Source organism: Pseudomonas serboccidentalis, assembly GCF_028830055.1.
In the GTDB taxonomy this organism is placed as follows: Bacteria; Pseudomonadota; Gammaproteobacteria; order Pseudomonadales; family Pseudomonadaceae; genus Aquipseudomonas; species Aquipseudomonas serboccidentalis.
On the sequence record NZ_CP101655.1, the window covers coordinates 3,231,229 to 3,252,309 of the forward strand.

The 21,081-nt window shown below is 60.3% G+C and carries 19 protein-coding genes; 5 read left to right on the plus strand and 14 right to left on the minus strand.

From position 1 onward, the window contains the following. Positions 1–23 precede the first annotated feature (23 nt). Positions 24–1,721 (minus strand): long-chain-fatty-acid--CoA ligase FadD1, encoded by a 1,698-nt coding sequence (gene fadD1 / locus NN484_RS14765; protein ID WP_127651297.1) that lies wholly within the window; start codon positions 1,719–1,721, stop codon positions 24–26. Positions 1,722–2,071: 350 nt separating this feature from the next. Continuing rightward, the gene (gene fadD2 / locus NN484_RS14770; protein WP_127651296.1) at positions 2,072–3,760 is read right to left on the minus strand and encodes a long-chain-fatty-acid--CoA ligase FadD2; all 1,689 of its coding nucleotides are present in this window, start codon (positions 3,758–3,760) and stop codon (positions 2,072–2,074) included. A 242-nt stretch (positions 3,761–4,002) separates the two neighbouring features. On the opposite strand from fadD2, the gene NN484_RS14775 reads away from it, so the two are divergent. Further along, positions 4,003–4,947: an alpha/beta hydrolase gene (locus tag NN484_RS14775; protein WP_274657399.1), complete on the plus strand. Its 945-nt coding sequence runs from the start codon at positions 4,003–4,005 to the stop codon at positions 4,945–4,947. Between the two features lie 43 nt (positions 4,948–4,990). Then, on the plus strand, positions 4,991–5,461 hold the full coding sequence (locus tag NN484_RS14780; RefSeq protein ID WP_003227420.1) for a MaoC family dehydratase: 471 nt from the start codon (positions 4,991–4,993) through the stop codon (positions 5,459–5,461). Positions 5,462–5,602: 141 nt separating this feature from the next. Here NN484_RS14780 and NN484_RS14785 read toward each other — a convergent pair whose 3' ends face one another. Further along, positions 5,603–6,070 (minus strand): ferritin-like domain-containing protein, encoded by a 468-nt coding sequence (locus NN484_RS14785; protein WP_127651294.1) that lies wholly within the window; start codon positions 6,068–6,070, stop codon positions 5,603–5,605. A gap of 206 nt (positions 6,071–6,276) precedes the next feature. Here NN484_RS14785 and NN484_RS14790 point away from each other — a divergent pair, with 206 nt between their 5' ends. Beyond that, the gene (locus tag NN484_RS14790; RefSeq protein ID WP_003227425.1) at positions 6,277–6,513 is read left to right on the plus strand and encodes a DUF3820 family protein; all 237 of its coding nucleotides are present in this window, start codon (positions 6,277–6,279) and stop codon (positions 6,511–6,513) included. Positions 6,514–6,543: 30 nt separating this feature from the next. Further along, entirely contained in the window at positions 6,544–7,725 is a 1,182-nt protein-coding gene (locus NN484_RS14795) for an aminotransferase class V-fold PLP-dependent enzyme (protein ID WP_127651293.1), read from the plus strand. A 5-nt stretch (positions 7,726–7,730) separates the two neighbouring features. On the opposite strand, the gene NN484_RS14800 is transcribed toward NN484_RS14795, so the two are convergent. The 4 genes from NN484_RS14800 to zwf form a co-directional block, all read right to left on the minus strand. Next, positions 7,731–8,456 carry an intradiol ring-cleavage dioxygenase gene (locus NN484_RS14800; RefSeq protein WP_274657400.1) on the minus strand — a complete coding sequence of 242 codons (726 nt, stop codon included), beginning with the start codon at positions 8,454–8,456 and terminating at the stop codon, positions 7,731–7,733. A 264-nt stretch (positions 8,457–8,720) separates the two neighbouring features. After that, positions 8,721–9,386 carry a bifunctional 4-hydroxy-2-oxoglutarate aldolase/2-dehydro-3-deoxy-phosphogluconate aldolase gene (locus tag NN484_RS14805; RefSeq protein ID WP_127651291.1) on the minus strand — a complete coding sequence of 222 codons (666 nt, stop codon included), beginning with the start codon at positions 9,384–9,386 and terminating at the stop codon, positions 8,721–8,723. 17 nt (positions 9,387–9,403) lie between these two features. After that, positions 9,404–10,117 (minus strand): 6-phosphogluconolactonase, encoded by a 714-nt coding sequence (pgl, locus tag NN484_RS14810; protein WP_127651290.1) that lies wholly within the window; start codon positions 10,115–10,117, stop codon positions 9,404–9,406. After that, a complete protein-coding gene (gene zwf, locus NN484_RS14815; protein WP_127651289.1) occupies positions 10,104–11,570 on the minus strand; it encodes a glucose-6-phosphate dehydrogenase in 1,467 nt (488 codons plus the stop codon). The genes pgl and zwf overlap by 14 nt, the downstream gene beginning before the upstream one ends. A gap of 226 nt (positions 11,571–11,796) precedes the next feature. Here zwf and NN484_RS14820 point away from each other — a divergent pair, with 226 nt between their 5' ends. Then, entirely contained in the window at positions 11,797–12,657 is an 861-nt protein-coding gene (locus tag NN484_RS14820) for a MurR/RpiR family transcriptional regulator (protein WP_169842436.1), read from the plus strand. A 96-nt stretch (positions 12,658–12,753) separates the two neighbouring features. On the opposite strand, the gene NN484_RS14825 is transcribed toward NN484_RS14820, so the two are convergent. From NN484_RS14825 to NN484_RS14855, 7 genes are all read right to left on the minus strand, one after another. Then, a complete protein-coding gene (locus NN484_RS14825) occupies positions 12,754–13,608 on the minus strand; it encodes a D-hexose-6-phosphate mutarotase (RefSeq protein ID WP_274657401.1) in 855 nt (284 codons plus the stop codon). A gap of 172 nt (positions 13,609–13,780) precedes the next feature. Then, positions 13,781–15,130, minus strand: coding sequence for a carbohydrate porin (locus NN484_RS14830; RefSeq protein ID WP_215502760.1), 1,350 nt, complete (start codon positions 15,128–15,130; stop codon positions 13,781–13,783). Between the two features lie 192 nt (positions 15,131–15,322). Further along, positions 15,323–16,483 (minus strand): ABC transporter ATP-binding protein, encoded by a 1,161-nt coding sequence (locus tag NN484_RS14835; RefSeq protein ID WP_274657402.1) that lies wholly within the window; start codon positions 16,481–16,483, stop codon positions 15,323–15,325. A 2-nt stretch (positions 16,484–16,485) separates the two neighbouring features. Next, positions 16,486–17,331 (minus strand): carbohydrate ABC transporter permease, encoded by an 846-nt coding sequence (locus tag NN484_RS14840; protein ID WP_047599569.1) that lies wholly within the window; start codon positions 17,329–17,331, stop codon positions 16,486–16,488. Beyond that, complete coding sequence (locus NN484_RS14845; protein WP_003227452.1) at positions 17,324–18,232, minus strand: carbohydrate ABC transporter permease; 909 nt, start codon at positions 18,230–18,232, stop codon at positions 17,324–17,326. Before NN484_RS14845 ends, NN484_RS14840 begins: the two co-directional genes overlap by 8 nt. 150 nt (positions 18,233–18,382) lie before the next feature. Beyond that, on the minus strand, positions 18,383–19,684 hold the full coding sequence (locus NN484_RS14850) for an ABC transporter substrate-binding protein (protein WP_127651285.1): 1,302 nt from the start codon (positions 19,682–19,684) through the stop codon (positions 18,383–18,385). A 118-nt stretch (positions 19,685–19,802) separates the two neighbouring features. After that, positions 19,803–21,062, minus strand: a complete 1,260-nt coding sequence (locus NN484_RS14855) for a D-mannose isomerase (protein WP_274657403.1) — start codon at positions 21,060–21,062, stop codon at positions 19,803–19,805. Between the last annotated feature and the right edge of the window lie 19 nt (positions 21,063–21,081).

Sequence of the window (21,081 nt, forward strand, 5' to 3'; positions counted from 1 at the left end):
CCGCATCTGCGGGGCTTTTTGTTTTACGCGGCGTTCTTCGCCTTGATCTTTTTCAGCTCTTCGTCACGCAACTCGCGGCGCAGGATCTTGCCGACGTTGGTGGTCGGCAGCGCGTCGCGGAACTCCACCGAACGCGGCACCTTGTAGCCGGTGACGTTGGCGCGCATGTGCTCCATCACGGTTTCCTTGGTCAGGGTCACGCCCGGCTTGGCGACGATGAAAATCTTGATCGCCTCGCCCGATTTCTCGTCCGGCACACCGATGGCGGCGCACTGCAACACGCCCGGCAAAGTCGCCAGCACATCTTCCAGTTCATTCGGATAGACGTTGAAACCAGAGACCAGAATCATGTCTTTCTTGCGATCGACGATGCGCATGTAGCCATCGGGCTGGATCAGCGCGATGTCACCGGTCTTCAGCCAGCCTTCGCTGTCGAGGATCTCGTCGGTGGCTTCCTGACGCTGCCAGTAGCCCTTCATCACCTGCGGGCCCTTGACGCACAGTTCGCCGATTTCGCCCATGGGCTGCTCGACACCGGCATCGTCGATGACTTTGCACAGGGTCGACGGCACCGGAATGCCGATGGTGCCGATCTGGATGTTCTGAATCGGGTTGACCGTGGCCACCGGGCTGGTTTCGGTCATGCCGTAACCTTCGCAGATCGAGCAACCGGTCACCGCTTTCCAACGCTCGGCGGCGGCCAGTTGCAGGGCCATGCCGCCGGACAGGGTGACTTTCAGGTTGGAGAAATCCAGCTTGCGGAAGCCTTCGTTGTTGCACAGCGCCACGAACAGTGTGTTCAGGCCGACAAAACCGCTGAACTTCCACTTCGACAGTTCCTTGACCATCGCCGGCAGATCGCGCGGGTTGCTGATCAGGATGTTGTGGTTGCCGATCAGCATCATCGCCATGCAATGAAAGGTGAACGCATAGATGTGGTACAGCGGCAGCGGCGTGATCAGGATCTCGCAACCTTCGTTGAGGTTGGAGCCCATCAGCGCCTTGCACTGCAGCATGTTGGCGACGAGGTTGCGATGAGTGAGCATCGCGCCCTTGGCCACGCCGGTGGTGCCACCGGTGTATTGCAGCACCGCGACATCGCTGCTGTGCGGATTGGCTTCGGCCACAGGCTGGCCGTGGCCCTTGCTCAACACGTCGTTGAACTTGACGGCCTTGGGCAGGTGATACGCCGGCACCATCTTCTTCACGTACTTGATCACGCTGTTGATCAGCAGGCGCTTGACCGGCGGCAGCAGGTCGGCGACTTCGGTGACGATGACGTGCTTGACCCCGGTTTTCGGCACTACGGCTTCGGCCAGGTGCGCCATGTTCGCCAGGCAAACCAGGGCTTTGGCGCCGGAGTCGTTGAATTGGTGTTCCATTTCCCGCGCGGTGTACAGCGGGTTGGTGTTGACCACGATCAGCCCGGCGCGGATCGCACCGAAGACGGCGACCGGGTACTGCAGAACGTTGGGCAGTTGCACGGCGATTCGATCACCGGGCTGCAAGTCGGTATGCTGTTGCAGATACGCGGCAAACGCACCGGACAACTCGTACAGTTCACCGTAGGTGATTGTCTTGCCCAGGTTGCTGAAAGCCGGTTTGTTGGCGAAGCGTTGGCAGGATTGCTTCAACACTGCCTGAATATTCGGGTACTCGTCTGGATTGATGTCGGCAGCAATTCCAGCCGGGTATTTATCCTTCCAAAAGTCTTCGATCATGGAAGCCCACTCCTCAGCAACGCGAATTCTTCACCGCATTTGATGCGATTATTATTGGTGTGTGTTTTGTATTGGTGAATCTGGCTTTTATACAGGCCGAGAAGTCACAAAGCGCGCCGAGAGTAGCAGCTTTGCCAAGGGCCGACTAGAGCCAAAAGCGGCCTTCATGGTCACTTTAATGACTCAAGACTTTCTAACGGTCATTTTAGAGCAAAAATCCTATAGCACCCTGAAAGCCCCGGATTCAGGGGACTTCAAAGCAAAAGATCGCAGCCTTCGGCAGTTCCTACAGGGAACGCATTCCAATGTAGGAGCTGCCGAAGGCTGCGATCTTTTCGCTTCCGGGTTTTCTATGCGATATCGCGCAACTCCCGCCGCAGAATCTTGCCGACCGGCGTCATCGGCAATGACTCACGCAGCACGATGTGTTTCGGCACCTTGTAGGCGGTGAAATTCTCTTTGCAGTACGCCTTGAGCTCCTCGAGGCTGACCCCGCTTTCCCGCGCCACCACAAACAGCTTCACCGCCTCCCCCGAACGTTCGTCCGGCACACCGATCACCGCGCAGTTGGCGACTTTCGGGTGGGCCATGACCACGTCTTCGATCTCGTTGGGGTACACGTTGAAACCGGAGACGATGATCATGTCCTTCTTGCGGTCGACGATGCGCACGAAGCCGTCCGGGTCGATCACCGCGATGTCACCGGACTTGAACCAGCCTTCGGCATCCAGCACTTCGGCGGTGGCTTCGGGCTTGTGCCAGTAGCCTTTCATGATCTGCGGGCCTTTGATGCACAACTCGCCACGCTCGCCCATCGGCTGCTCGACACCCTCGTCATTGATGACTTTCAACAACGTGCCCGGCACCGGCAGGCCGACTGTGCCCAGGCGCGATTTGTCGCCATACGGGTTGGTGCAGGCCACTGGCGACGTTTCAGTAAGGCCATAACCTTCGGTGATGCGGCAACCGGTGATCTGCTCCCAGCGCTCGGCGGTGGCCTTGACCAGCGCGGTGCCACCGGAGTTGGTCAGCTTGAGGCTGGAGAAATCCAGGGTCTTGAAGTCCGGGTGATCCATCAGCGCGACAAACAGGGTGTTGAGCCCCAGCAACGCCGAAAAGCGCCAGTTCTTCAGTTCCTTGATGAAGCCTGCGATGTCTCGCGGATTGGTGATCAGCACGTTGTGATTGCCGGACACCATCATGCACATGCAATTCGCGGTGAACGCATAGATGTGATACAGCGGCAGCGGCGCCACCATCACCTCCTGCCCTTCGCGCAACAAAGGTTGGCCGTCAGGCCCCAACTGCGCCAGACACGCGCGCACCTGCTGCATGTTCGCCACGAGGTTGCCGTGGGTCAGCATGGCGCCTTTGGCCAGGCCGGTGGTGCCGCCGGTGTATTGCAACACGGCGACGTCGTCGAGGCCGACTTTCAACGGCTTGATGCCCAGGCCGCGACCCAGGCGCAGCGCACTCTTGAAGGAAATGGCCTGCGGCAGCGAATACGCCGGGACCATTTTTTTCACTTTGCTGACCACGGTGTTGATCAGCCAGCCCTTGGCGGTGGGCATCAAGTCGCCCATCTTTGCTTCGATCAGGTATTGCAGGTCCGTGTCGGGCAGCACTTCCTGGACCTTCTGCCCGAACATGTTCAGGTACACCAGCGCCCGCGCACCCGAGTCCTTGAACTGGTGGCGCATCTCGCGCGCGGTGTACAGCGGGTTGGTGTTGACCACGATCAGCCCGGCGCGCAAGGCGCCGAACACGGCAATCGGATATTGCAGCACATTGGGCATCTGCACCGCGATGCGATCCCCCGGCACCAGATCGGTGTGGGCTTGCAGGTAACCGGCGAACGCCGCGCTGTAGCGCTCCAGCTCAGCGTAGGTCAGGGTCACGCCCATGTTGCTGAAGGCCGGACGGTCCGCGAACTTCTTGCAGGAACGCTCAAACACCTCGATCACCGACTTGAACTCGCCCATGTCGATGTCCAGCGGTACGCCAGCGGGGCGTTTGTCATTCCAGAAATCAGGTTGCATTGTTCTTGTCCTCTTTACCTGAATCGATCCGGGAGCCGCTTTTCTGCTCTTTCGCTGTTATCCCTTAAAAGCAAAAAGCAAAAAGCGGAGCTTCACGGACACTAGCAGTTATGGCCATTGAGGCAAATATGGGCGATGGCGACATTGATCGTATGAATCTTCCTGCCGTGGCGTGAGCTGATCGGACGCGCTATACAATGCTACGACTGCGGGCCGTTACCGCTCGATAAAAAGGAATTGCCATGATCCACCACGCCTTCTGGCTGGACGCGAGTGACCGCAGCCGCCTCTTCGTCAACCAGTGGCTGCCGGCCGCGCCATTGAAAGCGGTGATCCTGCTGGCTCACGGCATGGCCGAACACAGCGCGCGCTACGAGCGCCTGGCGCAAGCGTTTTGCGCACAAGGTTACGGGGTGTACGCCCCGGACCTGCGCGGCCATGGCAGGACGGCTGATAACGGCACGCTCGGGCATTTCGCCGATGACGATGGCTGGTGCAAGGTGATCGGCGATCTGGCCAGCCTCAATCAGCACATTGGCCAGCAGCACCCCGATGTGCCAATCATCCTGCTCGGGCACAGCATGGGCAGCTACCTCGCCCAGGGCTATCTGCTGCATCACAGCGCCAGCCTGCACGGGGCGATTCTCAGCGGTTCGAATTTCCAGCCAGTGGCGCTCTACGGCGCAGCGCGACAGATCGCCCGTTTCGAGAAACTGCGTCAGGGCGGCAAGGGGCGCAGCGCGTTGATCGAGTGGTTGTCGTTCGGCTCGTTCAACAAGCAATTCAAACCGGCACGCACGCCGTTCGACTGGCTGAGCCGCGACCCGGTCGAGGTCGATCGGTATGCCAACGACCCGTTATGCGGCTTTCGCTGCACCAATCAATTGTGGATCGATCTGCTCGATGGCTTGCAGCAGATCAGCAAAGCGTCCAATCTCGCCCAGATCGACCCGGGCCTGCCGCTGCTGGTGATCGGCGGTGAATGTGATCCGGTGAGCGAAGGCAAGCGTCTGACAGATCTGGCCAATGCCTTGCGCACGGCCGGCAGCCAGAACCTGCAACTGAAGATCTACCCGCAGGCGCGGCACGAATTGTTCAATGAAACCAATCGCGACGAAGTGATTGCCGATGTGCTGACCTGGATCGACCAGGCCCTGCGCCATCGGCGCCCTCACCGCAGCGAATAATTTTTTGTGGATTCACTTTAATCCGTCACAGGAATCAAGACCGATGACCCAGGTTACCAATATCCCTTACGAAGCCCTCGAAGTCGGCCAGACCGCCAGCTACAGCAAGACCGTCGAAGAGCGCGACATTCAGCTGTTCGCCGCGATGTCGGGCGACCACAACCCGGTGCACCTGGACGCCGAGTTCGCTGCGGCCAGCATGTTCAAGGAGCGCATCGCTCACGGCATGTTCAGCGGTGCACTGATCAGCGCCGCGGTCGCGTGCGAGCTGCCTGGGCCGGGCACCATCTACATCGGTCAGCAGATGAGTTTTCAGAAGCCGGTGAAAATTGGTGACACCCTGACCGTGCGCCTGGAAATTCTCGAGAAGCTGCCGAAGTTTCGCGTACGCATCGCCACTCGCGTGTTCAACCAGCGTGATGAACTGGTCGTGGATGGCGAGGCTGAGATCCTCGCGCCGCGCAAGCAGCAGACTGTGACATTGCCGACGCTGCCGGCGATCAGCATCGGCTGATTGAAAAGATCGCAGCCTTCGGCAGCTCCTACAGGGGAACGCATTCCAAGGTAGGAGCTGCCGCAGGCTGCGATCTTTGGCTTTTCCCTCACGCATAAAAAAACGCCAGACTAGCTGGCGTTTTTTGTAACCTGCGAACCCTTACGAACGGGCGCGAGCCTGGTTACGCAGGGCTTTCACCTGATCGTGATTGCGTTGCACGCCATGGTACTGGCGCTCAACCAGGTCACGAATACCGACCAGGCTGTGCTTGTTGATTTTCTCGATGGCTTCGCGATAAGCCTTCAGGGCGTGGTCTTCACCGCGCTCGGCTTCGTTGAGCACAGCCTCTTCGTCCTTGCCGGTGAACATGGCTTTGACGTCGACCCAGCGACGGTGCAGGTCACCGCTGACGCTGGTGGAGGTTTCCGGATCACCGCCCATCGAACGCACGGTGGCTTGCAGTTCGGCAGCGGCGGTGGCGCAATCGGCCGAGCGCTTGGCGAACAGCGCCTTGAGTTCCGGATGCTTGATGTCTTCGGCGCAAGTCTTGAACCCTTCCTGACCGTCCTTGCTGGTTTCGATCAGGTCGTTGAGTACAGAGATGGCTTCTTTATTCATGTCAGTCATTTTTCAATTCCTTGCGGTTGGTTGAAGATGCAAGGGTTATTGCAGTGTGCGTGCCAGCTTTCCAAACAGATTATTTTAGTTATTTATCAATGACTTAAAAATAAATGAACCATCTGTATCACGGTTATTTGCATGATCTGTCATTTGGCCTGCATGCAGAATGCCTGTATTTTCCAGAGTGTTTTGAATCCAGATGATTGCCATTGATGAATCCCGAAAAGCTTGAACTGTTGATCACCCGTGAAATGCCCTTCGGCAAGTACAAGGGCCGGATCATTGCCGACCTGCCGGGGCCCTATCTGAACTGGTTCGCCCGCGAAGGCTTCCCGCATGGCGAACTCGGTGGACTGCTGGCGCTGATGCAGGAAATCGACCATAACGGTCTGTCGGACCTGCTCGAGCCGTTACGCGCCAAACACGGCAAACCTGCCCCGCGCCACTGAAGCGCCCTCCTCTCTTGAGCCGAATCGACCATGCCTGACAACACCCGCCGTGCCCGTGACGAAGCGTTCTGGCAAACCTTCGCCGATCGCTACGAAGCGCAAACCGGCCCGCTGAACCTGGAGAACGGTTATTTCGGACGCATGTCGCGCACGGTGATCGAGGACTACCAGCGCAACATCGAGCTGATCAACACCAGCAACTCGGTGTATGTGCGCCAGCGTTTCGAGCAGCACGACAGCCTCGACATTCGTGCGCAACTGGCCGAGACGATCGGCGTGCGCGCCCAGAGCCTGGCCTTCACCCGTAACGCCAGTGACGCCCTGCAGTCGCTGATCCGCAATTACAACCGCCTGCAACCGGGCGACCAGGTGCTGATCTGCGACCTCGAATACGACACGGTCAAAGGCGCCATGCGCTGGCTGGCGCGGCATCGTGGGGTGGACGTGATCGAGATCAGCCACACCCATCCGGCCAGTTTCGACAGCCTGCTGGACACCTACCGCGAAGCCTTCATCCGCTACCCGAAACTCAAGCTGATGGCTCTGACCCATGTGACCCACCGCACCGGGCTGGTGATGCCAGTGCAGGCCATCGCCGCGCTGGCGAAACAACATGGCGTGGACATCATCCTCGACGGCGCCCACGCACTCGGTCAGATCGAGTTCAACCTCGAAGCCCTGGGTATCTCGTTCGCCGGCTTCAACCTGCACAAGTGGATTGGCGCTCCATTGACCCTGGGCTTTCTGTACATCGCCCCGCAGCGCCTTGCCGACATCGATCCGGACATGGGCGAAATGCACTTTCCGGCCAGCGACGTCCGCGCGCGCACGCCGTACAGCACGCCGAACATCCCGGCGCTGATGTCCCTGCCGCTGGCGCTCGAGGAGCACCGTTCGCTCGGCGGGGCCGCGGCCAAAGGCGCGCGACTCAATTACCTGCGCAACCTGTGGGTCAGCGCGGTGCGGCACCTGCCGGGCATTGAAGTGATGACCCCGGACGATCCACGCCTGTATTGCGGCATCACCTCGATGCGCTTCACCCGCCACACCGATCAACAGGCGATGGTCGAGCGCCTGCTCAACGAGTACAACCTGTTCACCGTGGTGCGCAACGGCGCAGCGAGCGGGCCGAGCATCCGTATCACCCCGGGGCTGACCACCACCGACGCCGACATGCAGACCCTGACCCGCGCGCTCAACGAGCTGCGCTGATTCGCTCACACGGTGTATTTGTCGAAGTCCTCGGGCTTGATCTGCGATGAGGCCGCGAAAGTGTCGATGCCGATGGTCAGGTGACCGAAAAAACCGTCCTCGTGAGAGTCTCGGCCGATCGGCCACACGGTCAGAGTCGAGCCTTCGCCGCCCATGTTCGCGTAATAGTTGTCTTCGGCGTTGTTCAACGGCGTCGAAGCCCGGCCGCGATAATCCCGGGCGGCGAGTACCGAGCGCGAAACCACCTCGGGAAAATACAGCTGACCGACCCAGGCCACGTTGCGCTCCTCCAGATATTCACCGCCGGTAACGATGCGCACCGCCACATGAATATGCAGCGCCCGACCGGCGTAGAACCCCGGATAGATCGTGGTAAACCGCGCCCGCCCCTTGTGATCACAGAACTGGCTGCCGCGCAGGTAGGTGTCATCGTCGGTGCGCGGGATCGAGCCGATGGCATCGGTGTCGGCTTCGAGATCCGGGTTGACCCGGCTCCATCCGGAATAGGCGCCCCGCGCATTGCAGTGCCAGATATCAACCAGCGCCCCGCTCACCGGCTCGCCGGTCATGGCGTCGACGATGCTCAGACGCAGCAGCAGGGGCAGCCCTTCGGCACCTTCGCTGATGTTGCGGCGCAGCAGCTTGGGATTGCGGAAGTACGGCCCGGCGATCTGTTCGGGGGCCAACTGATAGATCGGTTGTGGCGATGAGGCTGAAGTATCTCGTTCCATGACACGTTCTCTCTTCCATAAGATGAACGCAGATTAACGCCACGCCCAAGCGCCTGTGCGGTAACTATGTATCGCAGCGTAACGATGATTCCCATCCACCTGTAGGAGCTGCCGAAGGCTGCGATCTTTTGATCCTGGCTTTAAAAGATCGCAGCCTTCGGCAGCTCCTACCGGGGATGGGTTTTCCGGGCAAAAAAAAACGGTGCACCGACCAAGCGCACCGTAAAGCCGTAGAACACACAACGAAGTGTCAGGTAAAAACTTTTAGTCCAGCAGCGCCAGGGCCTCGGCGGTGCATTCCTGAATGCGCGCCCAGTCGCCGTTCTTGATCCACTCCGGATCCAGCATCCAGCTACCGCCCACGCACATGACGTTTTTCAGCGCCATGTAGCTCTTGATGTTGGCCGGGCCGACGCCGCCGGTCGGGCAGAATTTCACTTCGCCGAACGGGCCGCCGAGGGCCTTGATCGCTGCCACGCCACCGCTGACTTCCGCAGGGAATAGCTTGAAGCGGCGATAACCCAGGCCATAGCCTTCCATGATGCCGGAGGCGTTGCTGATGCCTGGCAACAGCGGGATCGGGCTGGCGACGCTGGCTTCGAGCAGGTCACGAGTGATGCCCGGGGTGACGATGAATTGCGAACCCGCCGCTTCGGCAGCCGCGAGCATGTTGCGATCGAGCACAGTGCCGGCACCGGTCACCAGCTCCGGACGCTGTTCGCGCAGGATCTGGATCGCCTTGAGACCGAACTGCGAACGCAGGGTCACTTCCAGCGCCGTCAGGCCACCGGCGGCCAGGGCGTCGGCCAGCGGCAGCACGTCCTGTTCACGGGCGATGGTGATCACCGGCAGGATCCGCGCCTTGGCGCAGAGGCTGTCGATCAGGGCAACTTTGTCCGCCATGGAAACGGTCGGGGATGGGGTTGTCATAGCGGCTGTTCCTTGGCTCATGGGCACCAGTAAATCTCTAACGTAGGTTGCAGAAACGCGCGAACCGGCATGGCCGCGACGTCGTCGGATGCCAGTGCGGCATTCAGGGTGGTCAGTTTCGATTGACCGGAAATCGACAGAATCTTGTGCCTGGCCGAAGCCAGCAGCGCGCGGCTCATGGTCAGGCGCTGACGCGGCACACTTGGCGCCAGCATCGGCCAGCAGCGACGAGTGCCATCCGCCTGTAACGCTTCAGTCAGGTTCGGGCTGTCGGGGAACAGCGACGCGGTATGACCGTCATCGCCCATGCCCAGCACCAGCACGTCAATCGGCGGCAGTTCGGCGAGCAACCGGTCGGCCTGTTCGGCAGCCTGCTCGACGTTGGCCGCCGCGCTGTAAAGGCTGAGGAACTGCGCCTTGGCCGCCGGGCCCTTGAGCAGATACTGCTTGAGCAGACCAGCGTTACTGTCGGCGTGTTCGACCGGCACCCAGCGCTCGTCGGCGAGGGTCACGACGACCTTGGACCAGTCCAGCACCTGCTTGGCCAGGTGCTGGAAAAACGCCACCGGGCTGCGACCGCCGGACACCACCAGCACCGCGTTGCCGCGAGCGCCGATGGCTTCGTTCAGTTGCTTGGCGACGTTCAGCGCCAAACCCTCGGCCAGCAGCACCGGGCTTTTGAACGGATGGGCGTGCACGCCCTCGGGCAGTTTCACATCAGATATCGCCATACCACGACCTCCCGTCCCGCGTGATCAGTGCGATCGAGCTCATCGGCCCCCACGACCCGGCCGCATACGGCTTGGGCGCGTCACCGGATTTTTTCCACCCGGCGATCAACTGGTCACACCACTTCCACGCGGCTTCGATTTCATCTTTACGGACAAACAGGTTCTGATTGCCGTTCATCACTTCCAGTAACAACCGCTCGTAGGCGTCGGGGATCCGCGCGCTGCGCCAGGTGTCGGAGAAATTCAGTTGCAGCGGTCCGCTGCGCAGTTGCATGCCCTTGTCCAGGCCTTGCTCCTTGGTCATCACGCGCAAGGAAATGCCTTCGTCCGGTTGCAGACGAATGATCAGTTTGTTGCTGATCTGCAGGCGTTGTTCCGGCGCAAAAATGTAGTGCGACGGTTCCTTGAAGTGGATGACGATCTGCGACAGTTTTTGCGGCATACGCTTGCCAGTCCGCAGGTAGAACGGCACGCCGGCCCAGCGCCAGTTGCGGATGTCGGCACGCAGGGCGACGAAGGTTTCGGTGTCGCTCTGGGTGTTGGAATTGGGTTCTTCCAGGTAGCCCGGTACGGACTTGCCTTCGCTGTGGCCGGCGATGTACTGACCGCGCACCACTTGCGTGGTCAGGCCTTCCGGACTGATCGGCGCCAGGGCCTTGAGCACTTTGACCTTTTCGTCACGGATGCTGTCGGCGGACAGGTCGGCCGGTGGGTCCATGGCGATCAGGCACAGCAGCTGCAGCAGGTGGTTCTGGATCATGTCACGCAGTTGGCCGGCCTTGTCGAAATAGCCCCAACGGCCTTCGATGCCGACCTTCTCGGCCACGGTGATTTCCACGTGGGAGATGTAGTTCTGGTTCCACTGGGTTTCGAACAGGCTGTTGGCGAAACGCAGGGCGATCAGGTTCTGGACGGTTTCTTTGCCCAGGTAGTGGTCGATGCGGTAGGTGCGGTTCTCGGGGAAGAACTGCGCCACGGCGTCGTTCACTTTGCGCGAGGATTCCAGATCGGAGCCGATCGGCTTTTCCAGCACCACGCGGGTGTTTTCCGCCAGACCGACTTTGGCCAGGTTCTCGCAGATCGCGCCGTACACCGCCGCCGGGGTGGCGAAGTAGGCAATCATGCGTTGCGCGGTGCCGGCGGCTTCGGCCAGCGTCACGTAATCATCAGCCTTGAGGAAGTCGACGTGCAGGTAGCTCAGGCGCGCCAGAAAGCGCTCGGCCACGGCTTCGTCCAGCTCTTTGCCGACGTAACGGCGCAATTCGGCGGCGATGAACGCCAGGTGCTGCTGCTCGGAGCCGGATTCACGGGCCAGCGCGATGATGCGCGTGTCCTCGTGCAACAGATCGGCGCCATCGAGGTGATAAAGGGCAGGAAACAGCTTGCGCAGGGCAAGATCGCCCAAAGCGCCGAACAAGGCAAAGGTGCACGGTTCAACCGTAATCGAAGGCATGATGTTTGTTCTTTTATCAAGTTAAGCTACAAATACCTTTTTTCAAGGCATCACTCAAGGGAAAATGTAGTAATAACCACAACATTTTCGCAAAATACAGATTCCGAGTGGTGGTCGGTCGGAGCCATCAGTAGGATAGGCCACCGTCACGGGCCACATCAAAGGCCCAATTTGCATAGCCCGGCGCAACTTTGCGCAGGTGAATTAGGAATTCCATATGGACCGTGTGCGAAATTTACTGGAACAGATCCAGAGTCGCCTTGAAGAGCTGAACAAGGCCGAACGCAAAGTCGCCGAGGTGATCCTGCTCAACCCGCAGCAGGCCACCCGCTTCAGCATCGCCGCCCTCGCCCAGGCGGCGTCGGTGAGCGAGCCGACGGTCAACCGTTTCTGCCGTTCGTTCGGTGTCAGCGGCTACCCTGAACTCAAGCTGCAACTGGCGCAGAGCCTAGCCAGTGGCGCGGCGTATGTCAGCCGCGCGGTCGAGGCCGATGACAATCCCGAGGCGTACACGCAGAAGATTTTCGGCAGCGCCATCGCCTCGCTGGACAGCGCTTGCCAGGCGCTGGACCCGAACCTGATCAGCCGCGCCGTCGACCTGTTGATCCAGGCGCGGCAGATCCACTTCTTCGGCCTCGGCGCTTCGGCACCGGTGGCGCTGGACGCGCAGCACAAGTTCTTCCGCTTCAACCTCGCCGTCACCGCGCATGCGGATGTGCTGATGCAGCGAATGATTGCTTCGGTGGCGCATACCGGTGAGTTGTTCGTGATCATTTCCTACACCGGCCGCACCCGCGAGCTGGTGGAAGTGGCGCGCATCGCCCGGGAGAATGGCGCTTCGGTGCTGGGTCTGACGGCGGAGAACTCGCCACTGGCCAAGGCCAGCACCCTGAGCCTGAACATTCCGCTGCCGGAAGACACCGACATCTATATGCCGATGACCTCGCGGATCATTCAGCTGACCGTGCTGGACGTGCTGGCGACCGGCATGACCTTGCGTCGCGGGGTGGATTTCCAGCCGCATCTGCGCAAGATCAAAGAGAGCTTGAATGCGAGCCGGTATCCGGTGGGTGACGAGTTCAATTAGGACGCTTCGCGTAAAAGATCGCAGCCTTCGGCAGCTCCTGCATGATGTGTACGCCACCCCATGCAGGAGCTACCGAAGGCTGCGATCTGTTGATTTTCATGCTGCTGCCCACGCCTGCAAACTCAAATGCGCCTTCTCCCCCGGCGCCAGATGCAGGCTGTCCGTCCCGCCGGCCGCCGCTTCGACACAGACAAACTCTGCCACTTCATCCCAGCTCACGCCCAACAATGGCCGTGAACCCGGGTGCCAGACCACGGTGTCGGCACTGTCGCCGGTATCGATGCACAGCTCGCGCTGCCAGGCATGATCCTTGAGCTGCAATTCGCCGTCGTGCTGGAACACCCGCTGACAACCGCCATCGACGCGCAACTCGCCTTCCTGCTGGCAGGACTGGCGGCTCAACTGGTCGTAACCCTGCGCACCTTCTAGCCCAGACAGCGCTATCTCGCCGACATCGCCAATACGCCAGTAAGCGTGCAAAGCCTGGCTCAACTGGCACGGCATGTCGTCCTGATGCTCGGTGCTCAGGCGCAACTCCATGCGTTCGCCCAGATGCGCATGCAGGTCCGCCTGCCAGTCGCACAACTGCAACTGCCAATGCAGGCGCACGCCGTCGTCGGCACTGCTGCTGTCGATCAATTTCCAGTCGAGCAGCCGCGCCCAACCATGGGACGGCCAGGCGTTTTCACTCGGATGACGGCCATACCACGGCCAGCACACCGGCACGCCACCGCGAATGGCGCCAACGTGCGGCCACTTCGCCGCGCACCACAACCACGGTTTCTGCCCGCGTGGCTGAAAGTGCAGCAACTGCGCACCCTGCCGACTGAACACCGCCTGACACAGCGGATGGTCGATCACCAGCACATCGCGCATCTGATAGCGCTCCCAGGCGAACACCGGTCGTTCGCGCAGGGATTTGAAGAAGCGTTGCAGCGGATGCTCAGGCATTGGCCACGGTTCCGAATTCATCTGTTACGGGCTGCGCCAGCCCTCAAAAAAAAGCGGACAGCCTAGGGGGCGTTCTCAATTGTTTTTCCGACCGCGGCGGGTAAAACAATTGAGAACGCCCCCTCGCTGTCCGCAAATATGCGCACATAGAGAGGAGCTTATCGCAGACGCGTCAGAACGTAGACTGAATTTTCAGGCCAGCGACCAATGCGTTGTCCACTTCATCCACACCACCCGGGTGAGTGATGTACTGCAGGTTAGGACGTACGGTCAGCCAGTTGGTGACGTGGAAGCCGTAGTTGATCTCGTAGTTGTATTCGGTTTCACGAATCGGCGAGAACACCGGATTGTCGTAGTCCGAAACACCGTTGGAGACATTCAGCAGCTCGGCGTTTTTCTTCACGTCATCGTTGACGTGGATACGCGCCGCGCCAATGCCGACGTCATCCTTCGGACGTGCGTCGAACGGGCCTTTGTAGACAAACATCACCGACTGGTAGTTGTCGATGAAGTTGGTGTCCTTGTCGTGGAACGTGGCGTTGGCCGCAATGTTCAGACCACGAGTCGCATCACCGTTGTGGCTGGTGAGTTGCTGTTGCGCGACGAACCAGTAGCCGTGTTTGCTGCTGTGGGTCTTGTAGGCGTCGCCGGTGGTCGCCGCGTCGAAACCGTTGACGTCTTCACGCACATCGCTGGCGTCCGCCGTGCTCTTGTAGTAACCGATGCGGTATTCGCCCGGCAGGCTGTTGACCTTCGGCGACCAGACCAGCTCGACAGGAAGAACAGTACCTTTGGTGCCGCTGCCGCTGAGTTTGAAACCGTTGCCGTGTTCCAGCTGCGACGGGTTCTGGTTGTACGCACCGATCTGCGCGTAGAGCTCGTCGTTGATGTTGTACTTCACGCGGATCGCGGCCTGGCTGACGGGCCAGTTGTACCAGATGTTGGTCGCCCAGTTACCCACTTGCGAGCCGCAGAACGCCAGGTTCTGGAATTCGCACGGGAAGGTGTTGAAGTCTTCGCCTTCACCGAAGTAACCGGCCTTCACGTCGAGCTTGTTGTCGAAGAATTGGTGCTGAATCCACAACTGGGTCAGACGCACCATGTGGCCACGACCGTAGACTTCCTGCGAAGACGACAAGGTGCCGGCACGCGGATCGCCAACGCGGTCGTTGGAGATGTTTTGACCGTTACGGTTGGTCAGCTGGATCTTGGCCTGGGTGTTGTCCCAGCCCCAGAGTTTCTGCAGGTCCAGCGCCACGCCCAGACCGAACTGATCGCTGTAGCGACCGGTTTTGTCGTCGTTGTAGCCGCCATGCAGGTTGGCGCCCATTTCCCCAACGTAATCAGCCTTGATATCGATACCTTGCTCGATCAGCTTGGTACGCTCGCCACCCCAGTCGCCAGTCATCCATTTCGAATCGGAGCTGAATGCATCGGCAGCCATTGCATTGCCGGCCAGCACCAATGCCGCCGCAGCTGACACTTGGCAGATCAACCGGGCATTGACGTGTTTCTTTTTCATCCCTACATCCTCGTCTTTATTGTTATTAACTGTTTTTTTCCAACGTGGTTTACATAAAGTGCGGTGCTCGACAGACCGGGCACCGCGTGCTCCTTGTAGGAGTGAGCCTGCTCGCGATAGCGGTTTTACATTCAACATCTCTGTCGACTGATACACCGTCATCGCGAGCAGGCTCACTCCTACACTTGTTCCTCAGCGGCCTTTGAATTGCGCCACATTCGCCGACCGTGCTTCGGTCTGCGCCTGGCCCGCAACGCCCAGACGCTCGCCAGTCTTGGCATCGAACAACAACACTTTCGACGGATCGAATTGCAGTGTCAGGGTTTCGCCCACCTGCGGCGCCACGTCCGGCGCCAGACGGCAGCAGACCTTGGTGTCATTCAGGTTGACGAACACCAGCGTGTCCGGACCGGTCGGCTCGGTGACCTGCACTTGCGCCTTGATGCTCGGCAGGCCATTGCCCTCTCCGTTCGCCAGAACAATCTGTTCAGGGCGTAGACCGAGGATCACTTCGCGATCTTCCAGCCCGGCGTCCTGCATGCTCATCGGCAGCTCGCAGCGAGCCTGACCGCTGTCGAGGAGTGCCAGCAGACGACCGTCCTTGCGTTGCAGACGCAGCGGGATGAAGTTCATCGGCGGCGAACCGATGAAGCTCGCCACGAACAGGTTGGCCGGATCGTTGTAGATCTCTTTCGGCGTGCCGAACTGCTGGATGATCCCGTCCTTCATCACCGCCACTTTGTCGCCCAGGGTCATCGCTTCGATCTGGTCGTGGGTCACGTAGACCGTGGTGGTTTTCAGGCGCTGGTGCATCAGTTTCATTTCGGTGCGCATCTCGACGCGCAGCTTGGCGTCGAGGTTGGACAGCGGTTCGTCGAACAGGTAGATCTTCGGCCGCCGCGCCAGGGCCCGGCCCATCGCCACACGCTGTTGCTGACCACCGGAGAGCTGGCCCGGCTTGCGGTTGAGCAGGTGTTCGATCTGCAGCAGCTTGGCCACGCGCGCGACTTCTTCGTCGATCGCCGACTGCGGCATCTTGCGGATCTTCAGACCGAACTCGATGTTCTCGCGCACGCTCATGGTCGGGTACAGCGCGTAGGACTGGAACACCATGGCGATGTCACGATCCTTCGGGCTCATGCCGCTGACGTCCTGGTCGCCGATCATGATCGCGCCACCGGTGATGGTCTCGAGGCCGGCGATGCAGTTCATCAGGGTCGACTTGCCGCAGCCCGACGGGCCGACCAGGATCAGGAACTCACCGTCCTTGATCGACAGTTCGATGTTCTTCAGAGTGTCCGGCAGGCCGGCACCGTAGGTCTTGTTGACGTTGCGAAGTTCGAGCGTTGCCATGATTACCCCTTGACTGCGCCGGCCGTCAGCCCGCGCACGAAATACTTGCCTGCGACCACATAGACCAGCAGGGTCGGCAGCCCGGCGATCATCGCCGCTGCCATATCAACGTTGTATTCCTTGGCCCCGGTGCTGGTGTTGACCAGGTTGTTCAGCGCCACCGTGATCGGTTGCGAATCACCGCTGGAGAACACCACACCGAACAGGAAGTCGTTCCAGATCTGGGTGAACTGCCAGATCAGGCAGACCATGATGATCGGGGTCGACATCGGCAGAATGATCCGCCGGAAAATCGTGAAGAAACCCGCGCCATCCAGACGTGCAGCTTTCACCAGCGCATCGGGAATGCTCACGTAGTAGTTACGGAAGAACAGCGTAGTGAACGCCAGACCGTAGACCACGTGGACGAAGACGAGGCCGGTGGTGGTGCTCGCCAGGCCCATCTTGCCGAGGGTGAACGAGGCCGGCAGCAGCACGGTCTGGAACGGCAGGAAGCAGCCGAACAGCAGCAGACCGAAGAACAGCTGCGAACCGCGGAACCGCCACATCGACAACACGTAACCGTTCAGCGCGCCGATGGCGGTGGAGATGACCACGGCCGGCACGGTGATCTTGATCGAGTTCCAGAAGTAACCGTCAACCGTGGCCCAGGCCTTGACCCAGCCGATGCCGCTGACCACGGTCGGCCAGCTCAGCAGGTTGCCGGTGCTGATGTCTTCCGGGGTCTTGAAACTGGTCAGCAGCATCACCACCAGCGGAATCAGGTACAGCAGGACCGCGAGGATCAGCACCGCGTAGATCGCCACGCGACTGAGGCTGAAGGCGGGTTTGGCAGCGAGACTAGTCATGACGCTTGGTCCTCAGCTCGGAGTACAGGTAAGGCACGATGATCGCGAGAATCGCACCGAGCATCAGAATCGCACTGGCCGAGCCCATGCCCATCTGGCCGCGACTGAAGGTGAAGGAATACATGAACATCGCCGGCAGGTCGGAGGAATAACCCGGACCACCCGCAGTCATCGCCGCGACCAGGTCGAAGCTCTTGATCGCGATGTGGGCGAGGATCATCACCGCACTGAAGAACACCGGACGCAGGCTTGGCAGCACCACTTTCCAGTAGATGGTCGGCATGCTCGCGCCATCGATCTGCGCGGCACGGATGATCGACTGATCGACACCACGCAGGCCGGCGAGGAACATCGCCATGATGAAGCCCGAGGCTTGCCACACAGCGGCGATCACCAGGCAGTACACCACGCGATCAGGGTCGATCAGCCAGTCCAGACGGAAGCCTTCCCAGCCCCAGTCACGCAACAATTTGTCCAGGCCCATGCCCGGGTTGAGCAGCCATTTCCACGCAGTACCGGTGACGATCATCGAGAGCGCCATCGGGTAGAGGTAAATGGTGCGGATAAAGCCTTCGCGACGGATGCGCTGGTCGAGGAACACCGCCAGCAGCACACCGATCACCAGCGTGATGCCGATGAACATGCCACCGAACACCGCGAGGTTCTTGCTCGCCACCCACCAGCGGTCGTTGTCGAACAGTCGTGCGTATTGCGCAAGTCCCGCCCACTTGTAGTTGGGCAGGAAAGTCGAGGTGGTGAACGACAGCACGAACGTCCACAGGATGTAGCCATAGAAGCCCACCAGCACGATGAACATGCTCGGCGCCAGCACCAGTTTCGGTAGCCAGCGCTGCAGTGCATCGAACGGCGAGGCCTTGCTGAACACAGCAACAGAACTCATGGGGAAATCCAGTACGAGAGAAAAGGACTACTTGGGCAACTCGTCCCCTTGTAGGAGTGAGCCTGCTCGCGATTGCGGTGTGTCAGTTGATGAATCTGTTACCTGACAAACCGCTATCGCGAGCAGGCTCACTCCTACAGGGGCCAAGAATTACTTGGCCGACTGAACCGCCGCGCCCAGTTTCTTGGCCGCATCGGCCGGGTCGGCTTTCGGGTCGTTGATGTAGTTGGTCACGACATCAAAGAACGCGCCCTGCACCGCCAGCGTGGTCGCCATGTTGTGCGCCATGCTTGGTTGCAGGCCGCCGGATTTGGCGTCTGCCAGGAAGTCCTTGGCGGCGGTTTGCGCGCAGGAATCGAAGCCGAGCTTGTCCATGTTGTTCAACATGTCGTTACGCACCGGGATCGAGCCTTTGTTGATGCTGAAGACTTTCTGGAAGTTTTCACCCAGCACGACTTTGGCGATGTCCTGCTGACCCGCCGCAGTGCCTTTGTCTTTCTGCTTGAACACCGCCAGGGAGTCGATGTTGTAGGTGAACGCCTTGTCGGTACCCGGGAACGCTACGCACTCGTAGTCCTTGCCGGCGACTTTCTTGGCAGCGGTCCATTCGGACTTCGCCCAGTCACCCATGATCTGCATGCCGGCCTTGCCGTTGATGACCTTGGCCGCTTCCAGGTTCCAGTCCTGGCCCTTGCCGTCGGCGTCCATGTAGGTCGCGACTTTCTTCAGCTCGGTCAGCGCCTTGACCATTTCCGGACCGGTCAACGCCTTGTTGTCCAGGTCGACCAGGGCTTTCTTGTAACCATCAACGCCCATGACCGAGAGCACCACGGCTTCGAACACGGTGCTGTCCTGCCAAGGCTGACCGCCGTGGGCCAGCGGGATGAAGCCCGCAGCCTTGAGCTTGTCGCCAGCGGCGTAGAATTCTTCGAGGGTGGTCGGGTTCTTGGTGATGCCGGCTTTCTTGAAGACTTCCGGGTTGATCCACAGCCAGTTCACCCGGTGAATGTTCACCGGCACGGCCACATAATCACCGTCGTACTTCACGGTATCGGAGACTTTCTTGTCGAGCAGGCTGTCCCACTTTTCCGACTTGGCGACGTCTTTCAGCACGTCGGTGTCGAGCAGACCGGTGGACGCCCATTCCTGGATGTCCGGGCCCTTGATCTGGGCGACGCCTGGCGGGTTGCCAGCCACGGCACGGCTTTTCAGCACGGTCATGGCCGTGGCACCGCCACCGCCGGCGACTGCGCCGTCTTTCCAGGTGAAACCGTCTTTTTCGACTTGCGCCTTGAGCACATCAACGGCGGCTTTTTCGCCACCGGACGTCCACCAGTGCACGACTTCGACCGAACCTTTGGATTCGGCAGCGGAAACACTGAGAGGCAGAATTGCGAGCGGGAACAGGGAGGCGACAGAAATGACAGTAGCGAGGCGAGAAATCGCATTCATCTGAGATGTACCTTTCTTGTTGTTATGCATGCAAGTCTGGTGCTTGCGCTGCACAGGAGTTTAAACAGGGCGATTCCCTTCGCAGGTAACGAAGGGATGCGCAAATGTCACCGCATGGTTACATAGGAACAGCCCGGGATAATTGCGCCAGAGCCGTTGCCATACTGGGTGACAAGGGTAGACGAGGGATCAGAACCGCCTGCCAGGCATGATACAGATCGGGCTTGCCCGGCCAGATATCGGCGCTCGGACGGTTTTGCGGATCGAGTTCGTGGTGCCAGCTGCCATCGCACCGGTCAATGAAATGGCCTTCACAGAATTCCCAGAACAGTCGGTACCAGGCTTCGTACTGCGCATCACCGGTGCGTTTGAGCAAGGCGCTGGCAGCGGCGCTGGCCTCGGCATGAGTCCAGTGCAGACGATGGCGCACCACGGCCTTGTTGTCCCAGTCGAGGGTGTAGACGATCCCCGGCGCGCCATCGACGTCCCAGCCGTGGCGGCAGTTCTGCTCGAAGAGTTTTTGCGCATCGGTCGCCAGCCAGCCCGGGGTGAGCATGCCGGCCTTAACCCGCGCCGCTTCGAGGTGCAGCAACAGCCGCGCCCACTCGAAACCGTGGCCCGGGGTGGTGCCGTAGGGACGGAAGCCGTCGGCCGGGTTGTCGTGGTTGTACTCGCGCAGCGGTTGCCAGTCGCGGTCGAAGTGTTCGATGACCCTGTAACCGTTGGCGGCGGCGTGACCGTGGATCACCCGTTCGACGATGCGTTGCGCGCGCACCAGCCAGCGCGGGTCTTCGGTGACATCGGCCAGCGCCAGGAACGCTTCGGTGGCGTGCATGTTGCTGTTGGCGCCGCGATAGGCTTCTTCTTCGCGCCAGTCGCGATTGAAGAATTCGCGCATGGCGCCCTCTTCTTCGCACCAGAAATAGGTGTCGATGATATCGATGGCGTCATCCAGCAATGCTTGGGCGTCGGGACGTTGCGCGACCACCGCCGAGCTGGCCGCGAGCGCGACAAAAGCATGCAGGTAGGCGTTCTTGCCGGTGTTGCCGTCGCGGTGTTCGGCGACCGCAAACCAGCCGCCGTGCAGCGCATCACGCAACGGGCCACGCAGGGCCGCGATGCCGTGATCGACCAGTCCGGCGAACCCCGGCAGGCCCTGAATGTGGGCCATGGCGAAGCTGTGGGTCATGCGCGCGGTGTTCATGGTTTCGGCTTGCGCGTTCGCAGGCAGACGGCCGCGCTCGTCGAGGTTGCCGAAACCTTCAGGCAGCTTTGAAGCCTTGGCGAATGCCAGCAGGCGCAGACCTTCGTCGGCGAGCCATTGCTGGTGGGCAGGGGCATTCAGCCAACTGCTGAAGCCTGGGTGAAAGGTGTCCATGGAGTGGCCCTTTTTTGTT

Coding starts and splice junctions, on each gene's coding strand:
- fadD1 (WP_127651297.1), bottom strand. CDS start 1,721: ATGATCGAAGACTTTTGGAAGGATAAATACCCGGCTGGAATTGCTGCC.
- fadD2 (WP_127651296.1), bottom strand. CDS start 3,760: ATGCAACCTGATTTCTGGAATGACAAACGCCCCGCTGGCGTACCGCTG.
- NN484_RS14775 (WP_274657399.1), top strand. CDS start 4,003: ATGATCCACCACGCCTTCTGGCTGGACGCGAGTGACCGCAGCCGCCTC.
- NN484_RS14780 (WP_003227420.1), top strand. CDS start 4,991: ATGACCCAGGTTACCAATATCCCTTACGAAGCCCTCGAAGTCGGCCAG.
- NN484_RS14785 (WP_127651294.1), bottom strand. CDS start 6,070: ATGACTGACATGAATAAAGAAGCCATCTCTGTACTCAACGACCTGATC.
- NN484_RS14790 (WP_003227425.1), top strand. CDS start 6,277: ATGAATCCCGAAAAGCTTGAACTGTTGATCACCCGTGAAATGCCCTTC.
- NN484_RS14795 (WP_127651293.1), top strand. CDS start 6,544: ATGCCTGACAACACCCGCCGTGCCCGTGACGAAGCGTTCTGGCAAACC.
- NN484_RS14800 (WP_274657400.1), bottom strand. CDS start 8,456: ATGGAACGAGATACTTCAGCCTCATCGCCACAACCGATCTATCAGTTG.
- NN484_RS14805 (WP_127651291.1), bottom strand. CDS start 9,386: ATGACAACCCCATCCCCGACCGTTTCCATGGCGGACAAAGTTGCCCTG.
- pgl (WP_127651290.1), bottom strand. CDS start 10,117: ATGGCGATATCTGATGTGAAACTGCCCGAGGGCGTGCACGCCCATCCG.
- zwf (WP_127651289.1), bottom strand. CDS start 11,570: ATGCCTTCGATTACGGTTGAACCGTGCACCTTTGCCTTGTTCGGCGCT.
- NN484_RS14825 (WP_274657401.1), bottom strand. CDS start 13,608: ATGCCTGAGCATCCGCTGCAACGCTTCTTCAAATCCCTGCGCGAACGA.
- NN484_RS14830 (WP_215502760.1), bottom strand. CDS start 15,130: ATGAAAAAGAAACACGTCAATGCCCGGTTGATCTGCCAAGTGTCAGCT.
- NN484_RS14835 (WP_274657402.1), bottom strand. CDS start 16,483: ATGGCAACGCTCGAACTTCGCAACGTCAACAAGACCTACGGTGCCGGC.
- NN484_RS14840 (WP_047599569.1), bottom strand. CDS start 17,331: ATGACTAGTCTCGCTGCCAAACCCGCCTTCAGCCTCAGTCGCGTGGCG.
- NN484_RS14845 (WP_003227452.1), bottom strand. CDS start 18,232: ATGAGTTCTGTTGCTGTGTTCAGCAAGGCCTCGCCGTTCGATGCACTG.
- NN484_RS14850 (WP_127651285.1), bottom strand. CDS start 19,684: ATGAATGCGATTTCTCGCCTCGCTACTGTCATTTCTGTCGCCTCCCTG.
- NN484_RS14855 (WP_274657403.1), bottom strand. CDS start 21,062: ATGGACACCTTTCACCCAGGCTTCAGCAGTTGGCTGAATGCCCCTGCC.